The sequence below is a fragment of the Massilia agrisoli genome (genome assembly GCF_020831365.1).
Lineage (GTDB): Bacteria > Pseudomonadota > Gammaproteobacteria > Burkholderiales > Burkholderiaceae_D > Telluria_A > Telluria_A agrisoli.
Map to the genome: position 1 here is coordinate 268,471 of NZ_JAJHPV010000013.1, position 16,743 is coordinate 285,213.

19 protein-coding genes are annotated in these 16,743 nt (G+C 62.6%); 12 read left to right on the forward strand and 7 right to left on the reverse strand.

What is annotated here, in order from left to right; all coding sequences use genetic code 11:
• Positions 1–96: 96 nt before the first annotated feature.
• The 12 genes from flgB (at position 97) to LMJ30_RS10165 (ending at position 11,898) form a co-directional block, all read left to right on the forward strand.
• Positions 97–519, forward strand: coding sequence for a flagellar basal body rod protein FlgB (flgB, locus tag LMJ30_RS10110; protein WP_229432223.1), 423 nt, complete (start codon positions 97–99; stop codon positions 517–519).
• 2 nt (positions 520–521) lie between these two features.
• Positions 522–923: a flagellar basal body rod protein FlgC gene (gene flgC / locus LMJ30_RS10115; RefSeq protein WP_229432224.1), complete on the forward strand. Its 402-nt coding sequence runs from the start codon at positions 522–524 to the stop codon at positions 921–923.
• Between the two features lie 16 nt (positions 924–939).
• Entirely contained in the window at positions 940–1,632 is a 693-nt protein-coding gene (locus LMJ30_RS10120) for a flagellar hook assembly protein FlgD (protein WP_229432225.1), read from the forward strand.
• 31 nt (positions 1,633–1,663) lie between these two features.
• The gene (locus LMJ30_RS10125; RefSeq protein WP_229432226.1) at positions 1,664–3,184 is read left to right on the forward strand and encodes a flagellar hook protein FlgE; all 1,521 of its coding nucleotides are present in this window, start codon (positions 1,664–1,666) and stop codon (positions 3,182–3,184) included.
• Between the two features lie 107 nt (positions 3,185–3,291).
• On the forward strand, positions 3,292–4,032 hold the full coding sequence (flgF, locus tag LMJ30_RS10130; RefSeq protein WP_229432227.1) for a flagellar basal-body rod protein FlgF: 741 nt from the start codon (positions 3,292–3,294) through the stop codon (positions 4,030–4,032).
• 74 nt (positions 4,033–4,106) lie between these two features.
• Positions 4,107–4,889 (forward strand): flagellar basal-body rod protein FlgG, encoded by a 783-nt coding sequence (gene flgG / locus LMJ30_RS10135; protein WP_229432228.1) that lies wholly within the window; start codon positions 4,107–4,109, stop codon positions 4,887–4,889.
• 19 nt (positions 4,890–4,908) lie between these two features.
• A complete protein-coding gene (locus LMJ30_RS10140; protein WP_229432229.1) occupies positions 4,909–5,553 on the forward strand; it encodes a flagellar basal body L-ring protein FlgH in 645 nt (214 codons plus the stop codon).
• Positions 5,554–5,565: 12 nt separating this feature from the next.
• The gene (locus tag LMJ30_RS10145; protein ID WP_229432230.1) at positions 5,566–6,669 is read left to right on the forward strand and encodes a flagellar basal body P-ring protein FlgI; all 1,104 of its coding nucleotides are present in this window, start codon (positions 5,566–5,568) and stop codon (positions 6,667–6,669) included.
• 9 nt (positions 6,670–6,678) lie between these two features.
• Positions 6,679–7,641 carry a flagellar assembly peptidoglycan hydrolase FlgJ gene (flgJ, locus tag LMJ30_RS10150; RefSeq protein WP_229432231.1) on the forward strand — a complete coding sequence of 321 codons (963 nt, stop codon included), beginning with the start codon at positions 6,679–6,681 and terminating at the stop codon, positions 7,639–7,641.
• A 95-nt stretch (positions 7,642–7,736) separates the two neighbouring features.
• Positions 7,737–9,710, forward strand: a complete 1,974-nt coding sequence (gene flgK / locus LMJ30_RS10155) for a flagellar hook-associated protein FlgK (RefSeq protein WP_229432232.1) — start codon at positions 7,737–7,739, stop codon at positions 9,708–9,710.
• A 19-nt stretch (positions 9,711–9,729) separates the two neighbouring features.
• Complete coding sequence (gene flgL / locus LMJ30_RS10160) at positions 9,730–10,962, forward strand: flagellar hook-associated protein FlgL (protein WP_229432233.1); 1,233 nt, start codon at positions 9,730–9,732, stop codon at positions 10,960–10,962.
• A gap of 255 nt (positions 10,963–11,217) precedes the next feature.
• Positions 11,218–11,898 (forward strand): transposase, encoded by a 681-nt coding sequence (locus LMJ30_RS10165; RefSeq protein WP_229432234.1) that lies wholly within the window; start codon positions 11,218–11,220, stop codon positions 11,896–11,898.
• Between the two features lie 189 nt (positions 11,899–12,087).
• Here the strand turns inward: LMJ30_RS10165 and fliR are convergent, their stop codons facing one another.
• From fliR to fliL, 7 genes are read right to left on the reverse strand one after another with little or no spacing between them, the layout of a single operon-like run.
• Positions 12,088–12,906, reverse strand: coding sequence for a flagellar biosynthetic protein FliR (gene fliR, locus LMJ30_RS10170; RefSeq protein ID WP_229432235.1), 819 nt, complete (start codon positions 12,904–12,906; stop codon positions 12,088–12,090).
• A 31-nt stretch (positions 12,907–12,937) separates the two neighbouring features.
• Positions 12,938–13,207 (reverse strand): flagellar biosynthesis protein FliQ, encoded by a 270-nt coding sequence (gene fliQ / locus LMJ30_RS10175; RefSeq protein WP_229432236.1) that lies wholly within the window; start codon positions 13,205–13,207, stop codon positions 12,938–12,940.
• A gap of 11 nt (positions 13,208–13,218) precedes the next feature.
• Complete coding sequence (fliP, locus tag LMJ30_RS10180) at positions 13,219–13,989, reverse strand: flagellar type III secretion system pore protein FliP (RefSeq protein ID WP_229432237.1); 771 nt, start codon at positions 13,987–13,989, stop codon at positions 13,219–13,221.
• Complete coding sequence (gene fliO / locus LMJ30_RS10185) at positions 13,979–14,653, reverse strand: flagellar biosynthetic protein FliO (RefSeq protein ID WP_229432238.1); 675 nt, start codon at positions 14,651–14,653, stop codon at positions 13,979–13,981. The genes fliP and fliO overlap by 11 nt, the downstream gene beginning before the upstream one ends.
• Positions 14,650–15,069, reverse strand: coding sequence for a flagellar motor switch protein FliN (gene fliN, locus LMJ30_RS10190; RefSeq protein ID WP_131429483.1), 420 nt, complete (start codon positions 15,067–15,069; stop codon positions 14,650–14,652). Before fliN ends, fliO begins: the two co-directional genes overlap by 4 nt.
• 48 nt (positions 15,070–15,117) lie before the next feature.
• Positions 15,118–16,098 (reverse strand): flagellar motor switch protein FliM, encoded by a 981-nt coding sequence (gene fliM, locus LMJ30_RS10195; RefSeq protein WP_229432239.1) that lies wholly within the window; start codon positions 16,096–16,098, stop codon positions 15,118–15,120.
• A gap of 13 nt (positions 16,099–16,111) precedes the next feature.
• Positions 16,112–16,600: a flagellar basal body-associated protein FliL gene (gene fliL / locus LMJ30_RS10200; protein ID WP_229432240.1), complete on the reverse strand. Its 489-nt coding sequence runs from the start codon at positions 16,598–16,600 to the stop codon at positions 16,112–16,114.
• Between the last annotated feature and the right edge of the window lie 143 nt (positions 16,601–16,743).

The following is a 16,743-nucleotide window of genomic DNA, read 5'->3' on the forward strand; positions in this document are numbered from 1 at the left end:
CCATCGATTGACTGGTGTTGCCCGGACGTACTATCGATCCTGTCATAACAAGACCGTTGCGCCAAACCGGCCGGCAACGGACAGATGGAGCCTGACATGATTGGCAAACTCGACGATTACCTGCGGTTCAACGAGACGGCGCTGAGCCTGCGCTCCCAGCGGCAGCAGTTGCTCGCATCGAACATTGCGAACGCGGACACGCCTAACTACAAGGCGCGCGATATCGACTTCACCGCCGCCCTGCAGGGCGCGCTGGCGCGCACCACGCCGCCAGCCGGCGTGCTCAAGGCAACCGCGCCCAACCATATGGGCGGGGCCGCCGGCAACCCGGACATCCTGCCGAACGGCACCCCGGTACAGTACCGCGGCACGGTGCAGGGCGCGGTCGACGGCAATACCGTCGACATGGACGTCGAGCGCAACCAGTTCACCGACAACGCGATCCGCTACGAGGCTGGCATCAGCCTGATCAATTCGCAGATCCGCGGCCTGATGGCGGCCATCCAGGGAGGTCAATAATCATGTCGCTGTTTAATATCTTCAATGTTTCCGGTTCTGCCATGAGCGCCCAGGCCCAGCGCCTGAACACGGTCGCCAGCAACCTGGCCAACGCCGACAGCGCCACCAGCGCCACTGGCGAAGCCTACCGCGCCAAGCAGGTCGTCTTTGAAGCGGTGCCTACCGCAGGCGGCGGCACCGGGGTCAAGGTGCAGCAGGTGATCGAGGACGCATCCCCGCTGAAACAAGTGTATGACCCGAAACACCCCGCTGCCGATGAAAAAGGCTATGTCTCGATGCCGAACGTAAACGTGGTCGACGAGATGGTCAACATGCTGTCGGCCTCGCGTTCCTACCAGACCAACGTCGAAACCATGAACGCCGCCAAATCCCTGCTGCTCAAGACACTGACGCTCGGTCAGTAACCAATAAGAAGCCACCATGACAACCATCTCGAACGACCTGCTCAACGCGGTCAACCCCACCAAGAAACCGGCCGCCACCGGCAGCGTCGAGGAAGCAACCGACAAGTTCATGACCCTGCTGGTGACCCAGCTGAAAAACCAGGACCCGCTCAACCCGCTCGACAACGCCCAGATCACCAGCCAGCTGGCCCAGCTGTCGACCGTTACCGGCGTCAACAAGCTGAACACCACGCTGGAGTCGCTGAAGGCCAGCTACCAATCGGGCGAAGCGCTGCAGGCCGCCAACATGATCGGCCACGGCGTGCTGGTCGAAGGCGACCGCGTGCAGCTGGTGGACGGCAAGTCCATCCTCGGCGTCGAACTCGACAGCGCGGCCGACCAGGTCGACCTGATCATTACCGACCCGACCACCGGCAAGGACATCGAGACCATCAAGCTTGGCAAGAACGACGCCGGGGTGATCCCGGTTGCTTGGGACGGCGTGCTCGATCCGCAGAACCTGGGCGCCGACGGCAAGCCGGTCACCCTGAAGAACGGCGAATACCTGATCCGTGTCGTCGCCACCCGCGGCGGCGAAGAACTCGACGATGCGCGCACCCTGTCCTTCGACAGCGTGGCCAGCGTCACCACCAATGCCAAGGACGGCGTCAAGCTGAACCTGCCGACCAAGGGCGTCGTGTCCATGGCCGATATCAAGCAAATCCTTTAAGCCGCTACCCACCAATTCTCAGGAGAACACTATGTCTTTTCAACAAGGTCTTAGCGGCTTGAACGGCGCTGCAAAATCGCTCGACGTTATCGGCAACAACATCGCCAACGCCAGCACGGTCGGCTTCAAGGGTTCGCAAGCCCAGTTTGCCGATGTGTATGCCGCGTCGCTGAACGGCGTGACCGGCAACACCGCCGGTATCGGCGTCAAGGTCGCCAACATCGCCCAGCAGTTCACCCAGGGTAATATCGAAGCGTCCAACAACCCGCTCGACATCGCCATCAACGGCGCCGGCTTCTTCCGCACCGTGGTCAACGGCACGACCCAATATTCGCGCAACGGCCAGTTCCAGCTCGACAAGGGCGGTTTCATGATCAATGCCCAGGGCGCCAAGCTGACCGGCTACCAGGCCGGCCCCAACGGCACCATCCTGGCCGGCGCACCGGCCCCGATCCAGATCAACGCGGGCGACCTGACCCCGGTGGCCACCAGCGAGATCGATATCGAGCTGAACCTCGATTCGCGCAGCCAGCCGCCAAAGAACACGCCGTTCAGGGTCGACGATCCGGAAAGCTACAACAAGCAGATCCCGATCGACGTGTTCGACACCTTGGGCAATGCCCACGTGTTGTCGACGTTCTACGTCAAGACTGCGGCAGGCAAATGGGACGTGTACGTCGCCAACAACGGCGTTGAAACCGGCAACCTGAAGGTCGCCACCGCCTCGCAAGGCACGGGCGGCGCCTTCACGGCCGTCAACAATGCCCGCGACGCCTGGACGACCGCTACCCTGGCAACGCCGCCGGTGCAGGCGAACATCGACAGCGCCTTGCTGGCCTATGCCAACGCCGCATCGGCGATGGTGTCGGCCGCTGCCGGCACCGCCGGCGCAACTGCGGCCGACCAGACCAAGATCACCACGGCGGGTACCACCGCCGCTGGCGTGGCCGGCAACACGCCGGAAGACGTCGACCAGGCCATCGCCGACGCGGTCAGCGTGGGCCCGACCAAGATCGGCGAGCTGACGTTCGACAGCAACGGCGGCCTGACCACCACGACGCCGTTTGCCATCAATGTGCCGATCTTCCCGGCCACCGGCGCGGCCAGTCCTTTGCCGATGGAGCTCAACTTCAACCGCTCGACCCAGTACGGCACCCAGACCAGCGAAAAGAAAATCATCCAGGACGGCTACACCGCCGGCCAGCTGCAGCGCTTTAGCGCAGGCGCCGACGGCATCATCCTGGGCCAGTACAGCAACGGCAAGACCGCGGCGCTGGGCCAGATCGTGCTGTCCAACTTTGCCAACCCGAACGGCCTGACGCCGCTGGGTAACAATGCCTGGGCCGAATCGTCGATGTCCGGTGCGCCGCTGACTGGCGCGCCGACCACTGGCAGCCTGGGCGTGCTGCAGGCGTCGGCGGTCGAAAATTCGAACGTCGACCTGACCGCGGAACTGGTCAACATGATCACCGCGCAGCGCGTCTACCAGGCCAATGCGCAGACCATCAAGACCCAGGACTCGGTGCTGCAGACCCTGGTGAACCTGCGTTAATCGTTAATTCCCACGTCGTAAATTAAACGTCGTTCCCGCGAACGCGGGAATCCATGCTGAATCAGCATAGGTTCCCGCATCCGCGGGAACGACGGAAAGAGGTGATCATGGACCGTTTGATTTACACCGCCGCCAGCGGCGCAAAACACATCCTCGAGCAACAGGCGACAACGTCGAACAACCTCGCCAACGTCACCACCACGGGCTTTCGCGCCCAGCTCGACTCGTTCCGCGCCGTGCCGGTGGTCGCCGACGGCCTGCCGACGCGCGCCTTCGTGGTCAATTCGACAGTCGGCTCGGACTTCTCGTCCGGCCCGCTGCAGCTGACCGGGCGCGACCTCGACGTGGCGGTGAAAGGCAAGGGCTGGATCGCGGTGCAGATGGCCGACGGCAGCGAAGCCTACACCCGCGCCGGCGGCCTGCAGATGAATGAAAACGGCCTGTTGCAAACCGCCAAGGGCCAGGCCGTGCAGGGCGACGGCGGCACGATCACCATCCCGCCCGAAGTGACGGTGACGATCGGCGGCGACGGTACCATTTCGACCATTGCCAACACCACCAAGCCGGGCGCGCCGACGGTGCTTGGCCGCATCAAGCTGGTCAACCCGAACGAGCAGGACCTGGTGCGCGGCGACGACGGCATGTTCCGCATGAAGGACGGCAGCGCGGCGCCGAGCGACCCGAGGGTGGTGGTGGCGGGCGGGGCGCTGGAAGGCAGCAATGTCAGCCCGGTCGAATCGATGGTGACCATGATTTCGCTGGCGCGCTCGTTCGAAACACAAATGAGCCTGCTGAAGAATGCCGAGAATAACGCCGCGAAAGCTACCCAGATCCTCGCTTTGAATTGATAGGGCGGGACGGATAATGATTCTATTGTGCAAGGCTTGGTCGATTTCGTCGGCAGCCGAAACAGGAGAAGAAAATGATCCGTTCCCTTTTTATCGCGAAAACCGGCCTCGAAGCGCAGCAGACTAACCTCGACGTCATCACCAACAACCTGGCCAACGTCAGCACCAACGGCTTCAAGCGCTCGCGCGCGGTGTTCGAAGACCTGCTGTACCAGAATGTCCGCCAGCCGGGCGCCCAGTCCTCGCAGCAAACCGCGCTGCCATCGGGCCAGCAGGTCGGTACCGGTGTGCGCACCGTCGCGATCGAACGCATCCACACCCAGGGCAATCCCCAGCAAACCGGCAACTCGAAAGACGTCATGGTCAACGGGCCGGGCTTTTTCCAGGTACTGCTGCCGGACGGCACCGCCGCCTACACCCGCGACGGCTCGTTCCAGTCCGATTCCAACGGCCAGCTGGTGACATCGTCCGGCTACGTCGTCCAACCTGCGATTACGGTTCCTGCCAATGCGCAGTCGCTGACGGTAGGCCGTGACGGCACCGTGTCCGTCACCTTGCCTGGCGTGGCCGGCCCGTCGCAGATCGGCACCCTGCAGCTCTCCACCTTCGTCAACCCGGCCGGCCTGGAGTCGAAGGGCGAGAACCTGTACGTGGAAACCGGCGCATCCGGCAACCCGAACACCAACACACCTGGCACCAACGGCGCCGGCACCCTGATGCAAGGCTATGTCGAAACCTCGAACGTCAATGTGGTCGAGGAAATGGTCAACATGATCCAGACCCAGCGTGCCTACGAAATCAACAGCAAGGCCATCACCACGTCCGACCAGATGCTGGCAAAGCTTGCCCAGCTCTAAGCCGGGCCGGAGAATCGACATGAAGGCAATCATCCTCCTCGCAGCGCTGGCGCTGGCCGGCTGCGCCGCCACCCCGACCTCGATCGTGCAGGTGCCGACCAGCGCGCGCCCGATCCCGTCGGACCTGCCAGCATCGAACAACGGCGCCATTTTCCAGACCGCGACCTACCGCCCGGTCTTCGAAGACCGCCGCGCCCGCCACATTGGCGACCTGTTGACGATCAACATCATCGAGCGCACCTCGGCCGTCAAGGCAGGCGCCAGCTCGGGCGACAAGACCGGCGCGGTCAGCTTCACCGCCCCTGGCGTGCTGCGCAGTACGCTGGGCGCGGGTGTCGCGACCGATGCCGCGACCAAGTTCAGCGACTCCGACAAGCAGAGCGCAAGCAACACCTTCAGCGGCACCATCGCCGTGACTGTCACCGAAGTGCTGCCCAACGGTAACCTGATCGTGGCCGGCGAAAAGCAGATCGCGATGAACAAGGGAACCGAGTTCATCCGCTTCTCCGGCATGGTCAGCCCCGACACGATCACGACCGGCAACATGGTGTCCTCGACCCAGGTCGCCGATGCGCGCGTCGAATACCGTACCAACAGCAAGATCGACCGCGCGGAAGTGACGGCCATGGCCTCGCGCTTCTTCCTGTCGCTGCTGCCGTTCTGATTGGGTAAGACCATGCATAAAATTCTCTCCGCCATCGGCCTGTGCGCCGCCATGCTGCTGCCGCAACTGGCCCACGCCGACCGCATCAAGGACCTGGCCACCATCGCCGGCGTCCGCCAGAACCAGCTGATGGGCTACGGCATTGTCGTCGGCCTTGACGGCACCGGCGACCAGACTACCCAGACCCCGTTTACCGTGCAGTCGATCGTGTCGATGCTGCAGCAGATGGGCGTGAGCCTGCCGCCGGGCACCAACCTGCAGCTCAAGAACGTGGCTGCCGTCACCGTCACCGCTTCGCTGCCGGCATTTGCCCAGCCTGGCCAGACCATGGATATCACCGTATCGTCGATCGGCAACGCCAAGAGCCTGCGCGGCGGCACGCTGTTGATGACTCCGCTGAAAGGCGCGGACGGCCAGATCTACGGCATGGCGCAGGGTAACGTGCTGGTCGGCGGCGTGGGCGCGGCCGCTGGCGGTGCGCAAGTCCAGGTCAACCACCTCGCGGTCGGCAAGATTTCCGGCGGCGCGACCGTGGAACGCGCAGTCGCCTCCAACCTCGGCGAAAACAACCAGATCCGCCTCGAACTGAAGGAAACCGACTTCCAGACGGTCAGCCGCATGGTCGAGGCGATCAACAACCACTTCGGCCCGGGCATTGCCACGGCGCTCGATGGGCGCGTCGTGCGCGTGATGTCGCCATCGTCGAGCGACCAGCGGGTGTCCTTCATCGGCATCCTCGAAGGACTGGAAGTGAACCCGGCCAAGGTCGCCGCCAAGGTCATCATGAACGCGCGCACCGGTTCGGTGGTGATGAACCAGGCCGTGACCCTCGACAGCTGCGCCATTTCGCACGGCAACCTGTCGGTCAGCGTGGGCATGGACACCCAGGTCAGCCAGCCGAACCCGCTCTCTGGCGGCCAGACGGTGGTCACGCAAAACCCCAGCGTCGAGATCAAGAAGGAGCCGGGCAAGGTGATCATGGTCAAGGGCGGCGCCTCGCTGTCCGAAGTGGTCAAGGCGATGAACGCCATCGGCGCCACCCCGCAAGACCTGCTGGCGATCCTGCAGGCATTGAAGGCTGCCGGTTCGCTGCGCGCCGAGCTTGAGATCATTTAAGGCAAGGCCATGGCGATCCCGACCCAAGACCTGACCAGCAAGCTCGCGCTCGATACCAAAGGGCTCGGGCAGCTCAAGCAGTCGGCCAAGGCCGGCTCGCCGGAAGCGCTCAAAACGGCCGCGACCCAGTTCGAAGCCATGTTCATCAACATGATGCTCAAGAGCGCCCGCGAAGCCACGCCGCAAGAGGGCATGACGGACAACCAGCAGACCAAGACCTTCACCACGATGCTCGACCAGCAGCTGAGCCAGAACCTGGCCAAGCGCGGCGTCGGCCTGGCCGACATGCTGATCCGCCAGCTGTCGACCCAGCAAGTGAACGCGCAAGCGATGGCCATTGGCGGCGAACAAGGCGCGCCAGCCCACGGCATCAATGCGATGCCGCCCGCCTTCGACGCGGCCGCGCTGATGCAGCAAGCGGCAGCGATGCCGGCGGCCCAGAAGGGCGCCCAGACACCGTTCGCATCGGCAGTTGCGGCCAATCCAGGCGTGACCGCAAGCGGACGCAGCCAGGCAACGCACGTGCGCAACTTCCAGGACAAGCTGGCCAGCCACGCGGACGAAGCCAGCCGGGCCACCGGCATCCCGGCCAAGTTCATGCTTGGCCAGGCGGCGCTCGAGACCGGCTGGGGCAAGCGCGAGATCAAGAACCCCGACGGCAGCACCAGCCACAACCTGTTCGGCATCAAGGCCGGGCCGGGCTGGAAAGGCAAGGTAGCGACCGCCGTGACCACGGAATACGTCAACGGCGTACCGCGCACCAAAGTAGAAAAATTCCGTGCGTACGACAGCTATGCCGACAGTTTCAAGGACTACGCCAAGCTCATCACGCACAACCCGCGCTATGAAAAGGTGCTGGCGAACGCGACGGACGCCAGTGGCTTTGCCCAAGGCCTGCAGCGCGCAGGCTACGCAACGGACCCGATGTACGCGGCAAAACTGACGCGGATCATCAAGCATTCGCTGGCATAAGCAAGACACTTCGGGGTCGGCTTGCTGTTTATGCAAGTCAAGTTTTCGCTGCGGGTGCCGTTATATAGATTAAACAATGGAAAGCAACTGACACCATGGCTGGAAATCTCCTCAGTATCGGCAAAAGCGGACTGTTCGCGGCGCAAGTCGGGCTGTCCACGACTGGCCACAACATTTCCAACGCCAATGTGGCCGGTTACAGCCGCCAGACGGTGGTGCAATCTTCCGCGATCGCCCAGGACTTCGGCTACGGCTTCGTCGGCAGCGGCACCCAGGTCGCCGACATCAAGCGCTATTCCGATGCGTTCTTGAACACCCAGGTCCGCAACGCCCAGTCCTCGCTCAGCTCGCTGGAAGCCTATAACAGCCAGATCAGCCAGATCGACAACCTGCTTGCCGACACCACGGCCGGCCTGTCGCCAGCACTACAAAACTTCTTCGCCGGCCTGCAAGACCTTGCCGCCAATCCAAGTTCGACTGCCGCGCGCCAGGCCGTCCTGTCGAATGCCGAATCGCTGGCCTCGCGCTTCCAGTCGCTCGACGGCCGGCTGCAGGAAATCCGCGACGGCGTCAATTCGCAAGTCACCACCAAAGTCACGCTCATCAATTCCTACGCCACCCAGATCGCCGAGCTGAACGAACAGATCGGCAAGTTCACCTTGGCCAACGGCAATTCCAAGCCGAACGACCTGATGGACGCGCGCGACCAGCTCGTGCTCGAACTGAACAAGGAAATCAAGGCGAACGTCACGCCGGGCGCCAACAACAGCGTCACGGTCTCGATCGGCGTCGGGATGCCGCTGGTCGTCGGCTCGAAGCCGTTCCAGCTGGCGGTTGCCACGTCGCCAACCGACCTGACCCGCGTCCAGGTCGGCTACATGACCGGCACCAAGATGACTGTGCTGTCCGACAGTTCGCTGCCGGGCGGCGCGCTGGGCGGACTGCTCGAATTCCGCACCAATACCCTCGACCGGGCGCAAAACTCGCTCGGCCGCATTGCGATCGGCATCGCCGAAACCTTCAATGCGCAGCACAAGCTGGGGCAGGACAGCAAGTCCGAGATGGGCGGCAACTTCTTTACCATCGGCGAGGCCGTCGTCGGCGCCAGCCTCAACAACACTCCGGTCAGCAACCCAGCCAACGCGCCGCAGGTGAAGGCGACGGTGGTCGACTCGACCCAGCTGACCCGCAGCGACTACAAGGTGGAATACCGCAACGGCTCGTACTGGGTGTCGACCACGTCGGGCGGAACGCCAGTCGAGATCGACCCATTCCCGCAAACCGAGCCACAGGTCATCGACGGCATCGCGTTCGACATTACCAATCCGGCTAGCGAAGGCGACTTCTTCGTCGTGCGGCCGACCATTGGCGGCGCCGCCAACTTCAACGTCGCCATCAAGGACATCGCGCGCGTCGCCGCCGGGGCTCCGGTGGTCACCAACAACCCGCTGACCAACAAAGGCACGGCCAGGATCAGCGAAGGATCGATTTCCAGTGAATACCTCACGGGCGCGCCGACCCTGCCGCTGACGCTGACGTTCGATGAGGCCTCCGGCGAAGTACAGGGCTTCCCTGCCGGCTCGACCGTGTACGTCAGCTCCAACGGCGGCGCCCCGCAACCCTTCGTGGTCGGCACCGACCCGATCTTGTTCAAGGCGGGCGACAGCTACAACATTGGCGGCGTGAATGTCAGCTTTACCGGCAAGCCTGCCGACGGCGACACATTCACGATCAGCGCCAACACCAACGGCGCGTCCGACAACCGCAACGCCCACGCGCTCGGCAACCTGCAGACCAAGAACATCCTCGACGGGGGCAGGGCCACCTACCAGTCCGCCTATGCCGAGCTGGTCAGCTTCATCGGCAACAAGACCCGCGAAGTCCAGGTCAACGGCGAGGCCGGAGAGGCACTTCTGGGCCAGGTGCGCGCCTCGCAACAGGAAGTATCGGGCGTCAACCTGGATGAAGAAGCCACCAACCTGCTCAAATACCAGCAAGCCTACCAGGCCGCCGGAAAAGTGATGCAGATCGCCAGCACCCTGTTCGACACGCTGCTGTCGCTACGTTAAACGCACGCTCGGAGTTACCATGCGCATCAGTACAAGTACCATGTTCGAAACGGGCACCAACCAGCTGGGCACGCTGCAAAGCGGGATCGCGCGCACCCAGATGCAACTGTCGACCAACCGCCGCATCCTTACGCCGTCGGACGACCCGGTTGCGTCGGCGCGCGCGCTGGAAGTGACGCAATCGCAATCGGTCAACACCCAATATGCCACCAACCGCCAGAACGCCCGCTCCTCGCTCGCGCAAGTCGAGCAGGCACTGGCCAGCACCACCTTGCTGATCCAGGACGTCAAGACCCTGACCGTCAACGCCGGCAACGGCACCTTGCTGCCGGCCGACCGCCAGGCGCTCGCCATCGAACTCAAGGGACGCCTCAACGACCTGCTTGGCGTGGCGAACACGGCCGACGGAGTGGGCGGCTACCTGTTCTCCGGCTACAGCACCGGCTCGGCCCCGTTCTCGCTGGTGGAAGGCGGCGCCGCCTACCACGGCGACCAGGGCATCCGCAAACTGCAGGTCGCTTCGTCGCGCCACCTTGCCATCAGCGATTCGGGCAGCTCGGTCTTTGAAAACATCCCGACCGGCAATGGCACCTTCCAAACCTCCGCCGCGAGCGGCAACAAGGGCGCCGGTGTGATCTCGTCGGGCACGATTTCAAACGCCGCGGCCATTACCGGGCACGACTACGAGATCGCATTCACGGTAAGCGGCACGCCGCCGCAGACGACCTACACTGTGACTGACCTCTCGCGCGCCAGCGAAGTTCCGGTGCCGCCGCCGGTAGCGCTGGATGTGCCGTTCGAAAGCGGCAAGCAGATCAGCTTTGAAGGCGTGGTATTCGACATTGCGGGCGCGCCTGCCGACGGCGACGTCTTCAACGTCAAGCCCAGCGAAAAGCAATCGATCTTCACCACGCTCAGCCAGCTGATCGACACGCTCGGGCTGCCGGCCAACGGCAGCAAACAAGCCGCGCTCTCGAACGGCCTGAACATGGCGCACGACAACCTCGACGCCGCGCTGGAAAATGTACTGGCGGTACGAGCCGGTGTCGGCTCCAGCCTGAAGGAGCTCGACTATCTCGACGGCGCCGGCGAAGACCGCAACATCCAGTACACCGCCGCGCTATCGGACCTGCAAGACCTCGACATGGTCAAGACCATCTCCCTGTTCCAGCAACAAAAGATGACACTGGAAGCCTCGCAGATGTCCTTCAAATCGCTGGCCGGGCTGTCGCTGTTCAATTACATCGGCTAAAAAATCCGTTCTCAAAATCGGGGTCAGACCACCGCTAATCTGGAACGTTTCCACAATCGGGGTCAGACCACCGGTTTGTTGGAACGTTTCCACAATCGGGGTCAGACCACCGGTTTGTTGGAATATTCCCAGTTCCGTCCGGGTGGTTGGTCGCGATGACCACGGCTCTATCAGCTCAAAACCATGTTCGATTGATCCATCTTGAGACTGCAAACGTCAGCCGCGGCTAATGTGGCGTGGTTTGAAGGAGGGGCCATGGGAAGGCGCGCACGACTTGTTTTATCTGGTGTACCTTTGCACATCATCCAAAGGGGAAATAATCGCAACGCATGCTTTATCGCAGAGGTCGATTATCGGGTATACCTCAGCATGCTTCGTGAAGCTTCCACGGCGGTGGACTGCTCAATACACGCGTACGTGCTGATGACCAATCATGTCCATCTGCTTGTTTCCGCCGAGGACATCAGTTCGCCGTCCATCCTGATGAAAGCCCTTGGTCAACGCTTTGCGCAATACATTAATCGACGTTACCGACGTACCGGGACATTGTGGGAAGGACGGTTTCGGTCGTGTCTTGTTGAGGGCGAGCCATACTTGTTGACATGCCAGCGCTACATCGAGCTGAACCCGGTGCGGGCGGGAATGGTTACGCGGCCGGACGAGTATCACTGGTCGAGTTATCGCGCAAACGCCGAAGGTTGCATAGACCCATTGGTAACGCCGCATGAGCTGTATAGTCGGCTGGGCGCCGAGCCCTGCGAGCGGCAGGCCGTTTACCGCCAACTTTTCGACGACGAAATTTCTGCAGAGACCATTGCGTCGCTCCGACATGCGACCAATGGCAACTACGCGATGGCAACCGTACCGTTCTTGGAGCATGCGCGTTGCTTGCTGGGCCGGGGTGTCTCCCCACCTAGCTTCTGTCGCCGCACTTGAGATCAGCGAGAGGCATCTTGTCTTTGATGGTCGTCTGACTCCGATTGGGGAATATTCCAAAAAACCGGTGGTCTGACCCCGATTTGGGAAATGTTCCAAAAAACCGGTGGTCTGACCCCGATTTGGGAAATGTTCCAAAAAGTCGGTGGTCTGACCCCGAAGTTGTGCGCGCGATTTTTTGGGACGCTGTTATGGCCTCAGCACGGGCGCCACCGGCGCCACTCTTTCGGCCGCCGTCCGCGGAATCAGCCGGCTGGCTTCGATGCCCTGGTTGAACAGGTTCTGGATCGGCCCGCCGAGGTAGGGCAGCACGATACTGATGACCAGCAGCCCCACGCCAAGCGAGATCGGGAAGCCGATGCCGAAAATGTTGAGCTGCGGGGCGGCGCGCGTAAGGATGCCAAGGGCGATGTTGGTGATGAGCAGGGCGGCGACGATCGGTAGCGATAGCTGTAACCCGGCACTGAATATCCGCGCGCCCCAGCGCACCATCTCGTAGGGGGCGCCTACCGAGATCGGCGAGGCGGAGATCGGTAGCGTGAAGAAACTTTCGGCGAGCGCTTCGAGCAGGACCAGGTGGGCGTTGACCGCGAGGAAGGCCATCGTCGCGACCAGCGCGAGGAACTGGCTGACCGCAGAGGAGCGCCCTTGCGTCAGGGGGTCGAAGAAACTCGCGAATCCCAGGCCCATCGTCAGGCTGGCAACTTCACCGGCCATTTCAATTGCGGCAAAGACAATGCGCATCGCAAATCCCATCGCGAGGCCGATCAGCATTTCCTGGATCAGGATCAACAGACCGGCCCACGAGATCGGGTCCACCGCGGGGGCGGCGGGGATCGCCGGGGCCATGATGAGCGCCAGCATCACGCCGAGCGCGACCTTGACGCGGCCAGGGACGCTGGTGTTGCCGAACAGGGGGGCGGAGGCGATCAGCGCGAGGATGCGCGTCAACGGCCATAGCAGGGCCGCGATCCAGGTGTTCATTTCGCCGGATGTGAGCGTGATCATCGCGCTTTTCCCGCGAAACGGCCCGCTTGCATCAGCCGATCAGTCCCGGTATCCCGGTGAACACGCCGCGCATGTAGTCGAGCATGACGGCCAGCATCCACGGGCCGGCTAGGACCAGCGCGACAAAAATCCCGACCAGCTTGGGGATGAACGAGAGCGTCGCTTCGTTGATCTGGGTGGCGGCCTGGAAAATGCTGACGATCAGGCCAATGATCAGCGCGACGAGCAGCATCGGCGCCGCCACCATCAGGGTGACTTCCATCGCCGTGCGGCCCATCGTCATGACGCTTTCTGGGGTCATCAGCGTAGCTCCTAGTAGAAACTTTGCGACAGCGAACCGAGCAGCAGTTGCCATCCGTCCACCAGTACGAACAGCATCAGCTTGAACGGCAGCGCGATGACCGCGGGCGACATCATCATCATACCCATCGACATCAGCACGCTGGCAACCACCATGTCGATGATCAGGAACGGGATGAAGATCGCGAAGCCAATCTGGAACGCGGTCTTGAGCTCACTGGTGACGAAGGCCGGAATCAGCACGCGCAGCGGAATGTCTTCCGGCCCCTGCAGCGCCGGGCTGCGCGAGATTTTGACGAACATGGCGAGGTCGGCCTGGCGCGTCTGCTTGATCATGAAGGTCTTGAGCGGCGCGACGGCGCGGTCCATCGCTTCGCCCATCTGGATCTGGTTGTTCTGCAGCGGCTGGTAGGCGTCGACATAGATTTTGTCGAACACCGGGCCCATCACGAACAGGGTCAGGAACAGCGCCAGCCCGACCATCACCTGGTTGGGCGGGGCGCTTTGGGTGCCCAGCGCCTGGCGCAGCAGCGACAGCACGATGATGATGCGGGTAAAGCTGGTCATCATCAGCAGCACTGCCGGCAGGAAGGACAGCGCCGTCATCAGCAGCAGCGTTTGCACCGGCAGCGAATACGCGGTGCCGCCGCCCGGCGCAGGTTTGCTGGTGAAGGCCGGGATGCCCTGGGCGAGGGCAGCCAGCGGCAGGGCGATCACGCCCACCACCAGCAGGCACTTGAGCGCGGTCGATGCGCTGGGGAACAGGTGCTGCTTACTTTGCATTGCGTTTGTCTATCGTCTGTTTGAGCCAGTCGGAAAAGCCGCCCGCCATCGGCAGGCCGGGCTGCATCGACGGGGGCGTGTCGACGCTGTGTTGCTTGGGCATCGTCGCCAGCGCGTTAACCCGGCCCGGCGAGGCGCCGACCACGATCCATTGGTCGCCGACTTCGACCACCATGATGCGTTCCCGGCCGCCAAGGTTGAGCGCGCCGACCATGCGCAGGTTGGCGCTGCCGCCAGCCGCTTTCGGGCCGTAGCGTTTCAGGAACCAGGCGAGCGCGGCCAGCAGGCCGAGCACCAGCAGCAGGGCAAACGTGGTTTGCATCAGGCTGCCAGCGGCCGAGCCGGTTGGCTGGGCCACGGCCGCGGCGGCCGGCGCTGTCGGCTGCGCCGGGCGCGGCGTGACGAACTGCGTCTCGGCGGGGGCGGGCGCGGTGGGCGCGGCATCCGCAGCCGGAGCAGTCGCATCGGCAGGCGTGGTTACGGCAGGAGCGTTGGCGGCAGGCGGCGTCACCGCAGGCGCGACTGCTGGATTAACAGCGGGAGCAACGGGAGTAGTGGCGGCAGTAACGGCAGGGCTAGCGGCGGGAGCGGTGGCCGCAGCGGCGAGCACCGGCGCGGCAAAGCAGCACAGCAGCGCGGCTGCGGGAAGCAGGCGCGCCGTCATTTGTTGAGTTTTCGAATCCGTTCGGACGGCGTGATGATGTCCGTCAGGCGAATACCGAATTTATCGTTCACCACCACCACTTCGCCCTGGGCGATCAGGCAGCCGTTGACCAGCACGTCCATCGGTTCGCCCGCCAGGCCATCGAGCTCGACCACGGAACCTTGCGCCAGTTGCAGCAGGTTCTTGATGGCGATCTTGGTGCGGCCGAGTTCAACGGTCAGCTGTACCGGGATGTCGAGGATGAAGTCGATATCGTTCGGCGTGTCGTTCTTGGCGCCCTTGTTCGAGAAGTCCTTGAACACGGCGGCCGTGGCCGCTTGCTGCTTTTCGAGCGCTTCGGCTTCCGCTTTTGCCTGCTCGGCAATGGCGGCACCCCAGTCGTCGTCCATGCTCTGGTCGTCTTGATTATCGGACATGTTGCTCTCCTGTGTTTCCATGCCGGCGCAGTGCGCGCCGGGCTCGCTTTACTTCAAGTTCTCTGAATTGGCCAGCAGCTTCTCGACCTTGAGCGCGTACTGGCCGTTAAGCACGCCATACGTGCATTCCATCACCGGCACGCCGTCCACCGTCGCCTCGATCTGTTCGGCAACGTTGAGCGGGATAATGTCGCCGACCTTCATGTTCAGTATCTCGTCGAACGAGGCGCGGCCGTGCCCGAGGGTGGCGACCAGTTCCACTTCGGCGATCTGGATCTGCTGGGTCATCAGGCGGATCCAGCGCTTGTCGATTTCCAGCGCCTCGCCTTGCAGGCTGGAGGTCAGGGTGTCGCGGATCGGTTCGATCATCGAGTAGGGCATGCAGATGTGGATCTGGCCGCTGACCGAGCCAAGCTCGACCGTAAACGTCGACGACACCACCACCTCGTTCGGTGTGGCGATGTTGGCAAACTGGGTGTTCATTTCTGAACGAATATATTCAAACTCGACCGGGTAGACCGGTTCCCACGACTTGGTATAGGCCTCGAACACGATGTCGAGGATGCGCAGGATGATGCGCTGCTCGGTCTGGGTAAAGTCGCGGCCCTCGACGCGGGTGTGGAAGCGCCCGTCACCGCCGAACAGGTTGTCCACCAGCAGGAACACCAGGCCCGGATCGAACACGATCAGGCCGGTGCCGCGCAGCGGCTTCATGTGCACCAGGTTCAGGTTGGTCGGCACCACCAGGTTGCGGATGAATTCGCTGTACTTCGACACGCGCACCGAGCCGACCGATACCTCGGCGCTGCGGCGGATGAAGTTGAACAGGCCCACGCGCAGCAAGCGCGCGAAACGCTCGTTGATAATCTCGAGCGTAGGCATGCGGCCGCGAACGATGCGTTCCTGGGTCGCAAGGTTATAGGTACGTACTCCTGAGGTTTCCTCAGGCGCATCGGCGTCGTCCTGATCGCCGTTGACGCCCTTCAGAAGGGCATCGACTTCTTCCTGTGAGAGGAAATTATCGGCCATGGTCTGCTGACTGTTACTGAATAATAAAGCTGGTGTACAACACGTCGGACACCAGTTGCGGCTGGCCCTTGTCGACGAATGGCTCGTTGACCGAGGCGATGATTTCGCTCGACAGCTGGCGCTTGCCTTCCGGCGTGGACAGTTCCGACGCGCGCTTGGCCGACAGCAGCAGCAGCACGCGGCTCTGGATCTTCGGCATGTTGGCCTTGATCACTTCAACCTGTTCGAGCGTCGGTACTTGCAGGGTAAACTGAATCTGAAGATATTGCTCGCCGTCTTCAGGCTGCAGGTTCACGACGAATTTTTCGAGCGGAACATACACCGGGGGTTCAGCAAGCTTGACTTCCTTCTCCTGCTTGGCGCCAGCGTCGCCCTGCAAGAAATACCAGGCAGCGCCGCCGCCGGCCACCAGGGCCAGGGCAGCGACGGCAATGATGATAATCAGCTTCTTCGGAGAAGATTTTGGAACCGCTGCCGCATCTGCTTTCGGATCAGCTTTCATTTTGTCTTTTGCTTTCAAGGGAACTCAACCGGCTTTTGTGATTCACGCCGTCATTATGTCATTATCGGGAATAAACGCGCAGGCGAATTCATTGAAAAGAGGCACTAAGAATGGCCACCTCAAGGCTTGCCTGCTGCGGGGGA

Coding starts and splice junctions, on each gene's coding strand:
- flgB (WP_229432223.1), top strand. CDS start 97: ATGATTGGCAAACTCGACGATTACCTGCGGTTCAACGAGACGGCGCTG.
- flgC (WP_229432224.1), top strand. CDS start 522: ATGTCGCTGTTTAATATCTTCAATGTTTCCGGTTCTGCCATGAGCGCC.
- LMJ30_RS10120 (WP_229432225.1), top strand. CDS start 940: ATGACAACCATCTCGAACGACCTGCTCAACGCGGTCAACCCCACCAAG.
- LMJ30_RS10125 (WP_229432226.1), top strand. CDS start 1,664: ATGTCTTTTCAACAAGGTCTTAGCGGCTTGAACGGCGCTGCAAAATCG.
- flgF (WP_229432227.1), top strand. CDS start 3,292: ATGGACCGTTTGATTTACACCGCCGCCAGCGGCGCAAAACACATCCTC.
- flgG (WP_229432228.1), top strand. CDS start 4,107: ATGATCCGTTCCCTTTTTATCGCGAAAACCGGCCTCGAAGCGCAGCAG.
- LMJ30_RS10140 (WP_229432229.1), top strand. CDS start 4,909: ATGAAGGCAATCATCCTCCTCGCAGCGCTGGCGCTGGCCGGCTGCGCC.
- LMJ30_RS10145 (WP_229432230.1), top strand. CDS start 5,566: ATGCATAAAATTCTCTCCGCCATCGGCCTGTGCGCCGCCATGCTGCTG.
- flgJ (WP_229432231.1), top strand. CDS start 6,679: ATGGCGATCCCGACCCAAGACCTGACCAGCAAGCTCGCGCTCGATACC.
- flgK (WP_229432232.1), top strand. CDS start 7,737: ATGGCTGGAAATCTCCTCAGTATCGGCAAAAGCGGACTGTTCGCGGCG.
- flgL (WP_229432233.1), top strand. CDS start 9,730: ATGCGCATCAGTACAAGTACCATGTTCGAAACGGGCACCAACCAGCTG.
- LMJ30_RS10165 (WP_229432234.1), top strand. CDS start 11,218: ATGGGAAGGCGCGCACGACTTGTTTTATCTGGTGTACCTTTGCACATC.
- fliR (WP_229432235.1), bottom strand. CDS start 12,906: ATGATCACGCTCACATCCGGCGAAATGAACACCTGGATCGCGGCCCTG.
- fliQ (WP_229432236.1), bottom strand. CDS start 13,207: ATGACCCCAGAAAGCGTCATGACGATGGGCCGCACGGCGATGGAAGTC.
- fliP (WP_229432237.1), bottom strand. CDS start 13,989: ATGCAAAGTAAGCAGCACCTGTTCCCCAGCGCATCGACCGCGCTCAAG.
- fliO (WP_229432238.1), bottom strand. CDS start 14,653: ATGACGGCGCGCCTGCTTCCCGCAGCCGCGCTGCTGTGCTGCTTTGCC.
- fliN (WP_131429483.1), bottom strand. CDS start 15,069: ATGTCCGATAATCAAGACGACCAGAGCATGGACGACGACTGGGGTGCC.
- fliM (WP_229432239.1), bottom strand. CDS start 16,098: ATGGCCGATAATTTCCTCTCACAGGAAGAAGTCGATGCCCTTCTGAAG.
- fliL (WP_229432240.1), bottom strand. CDS start 16,600: ATGAAAGCTGATCCGAAAGCAGATGCGGCAGCGGTTCCAAAATCTTCT.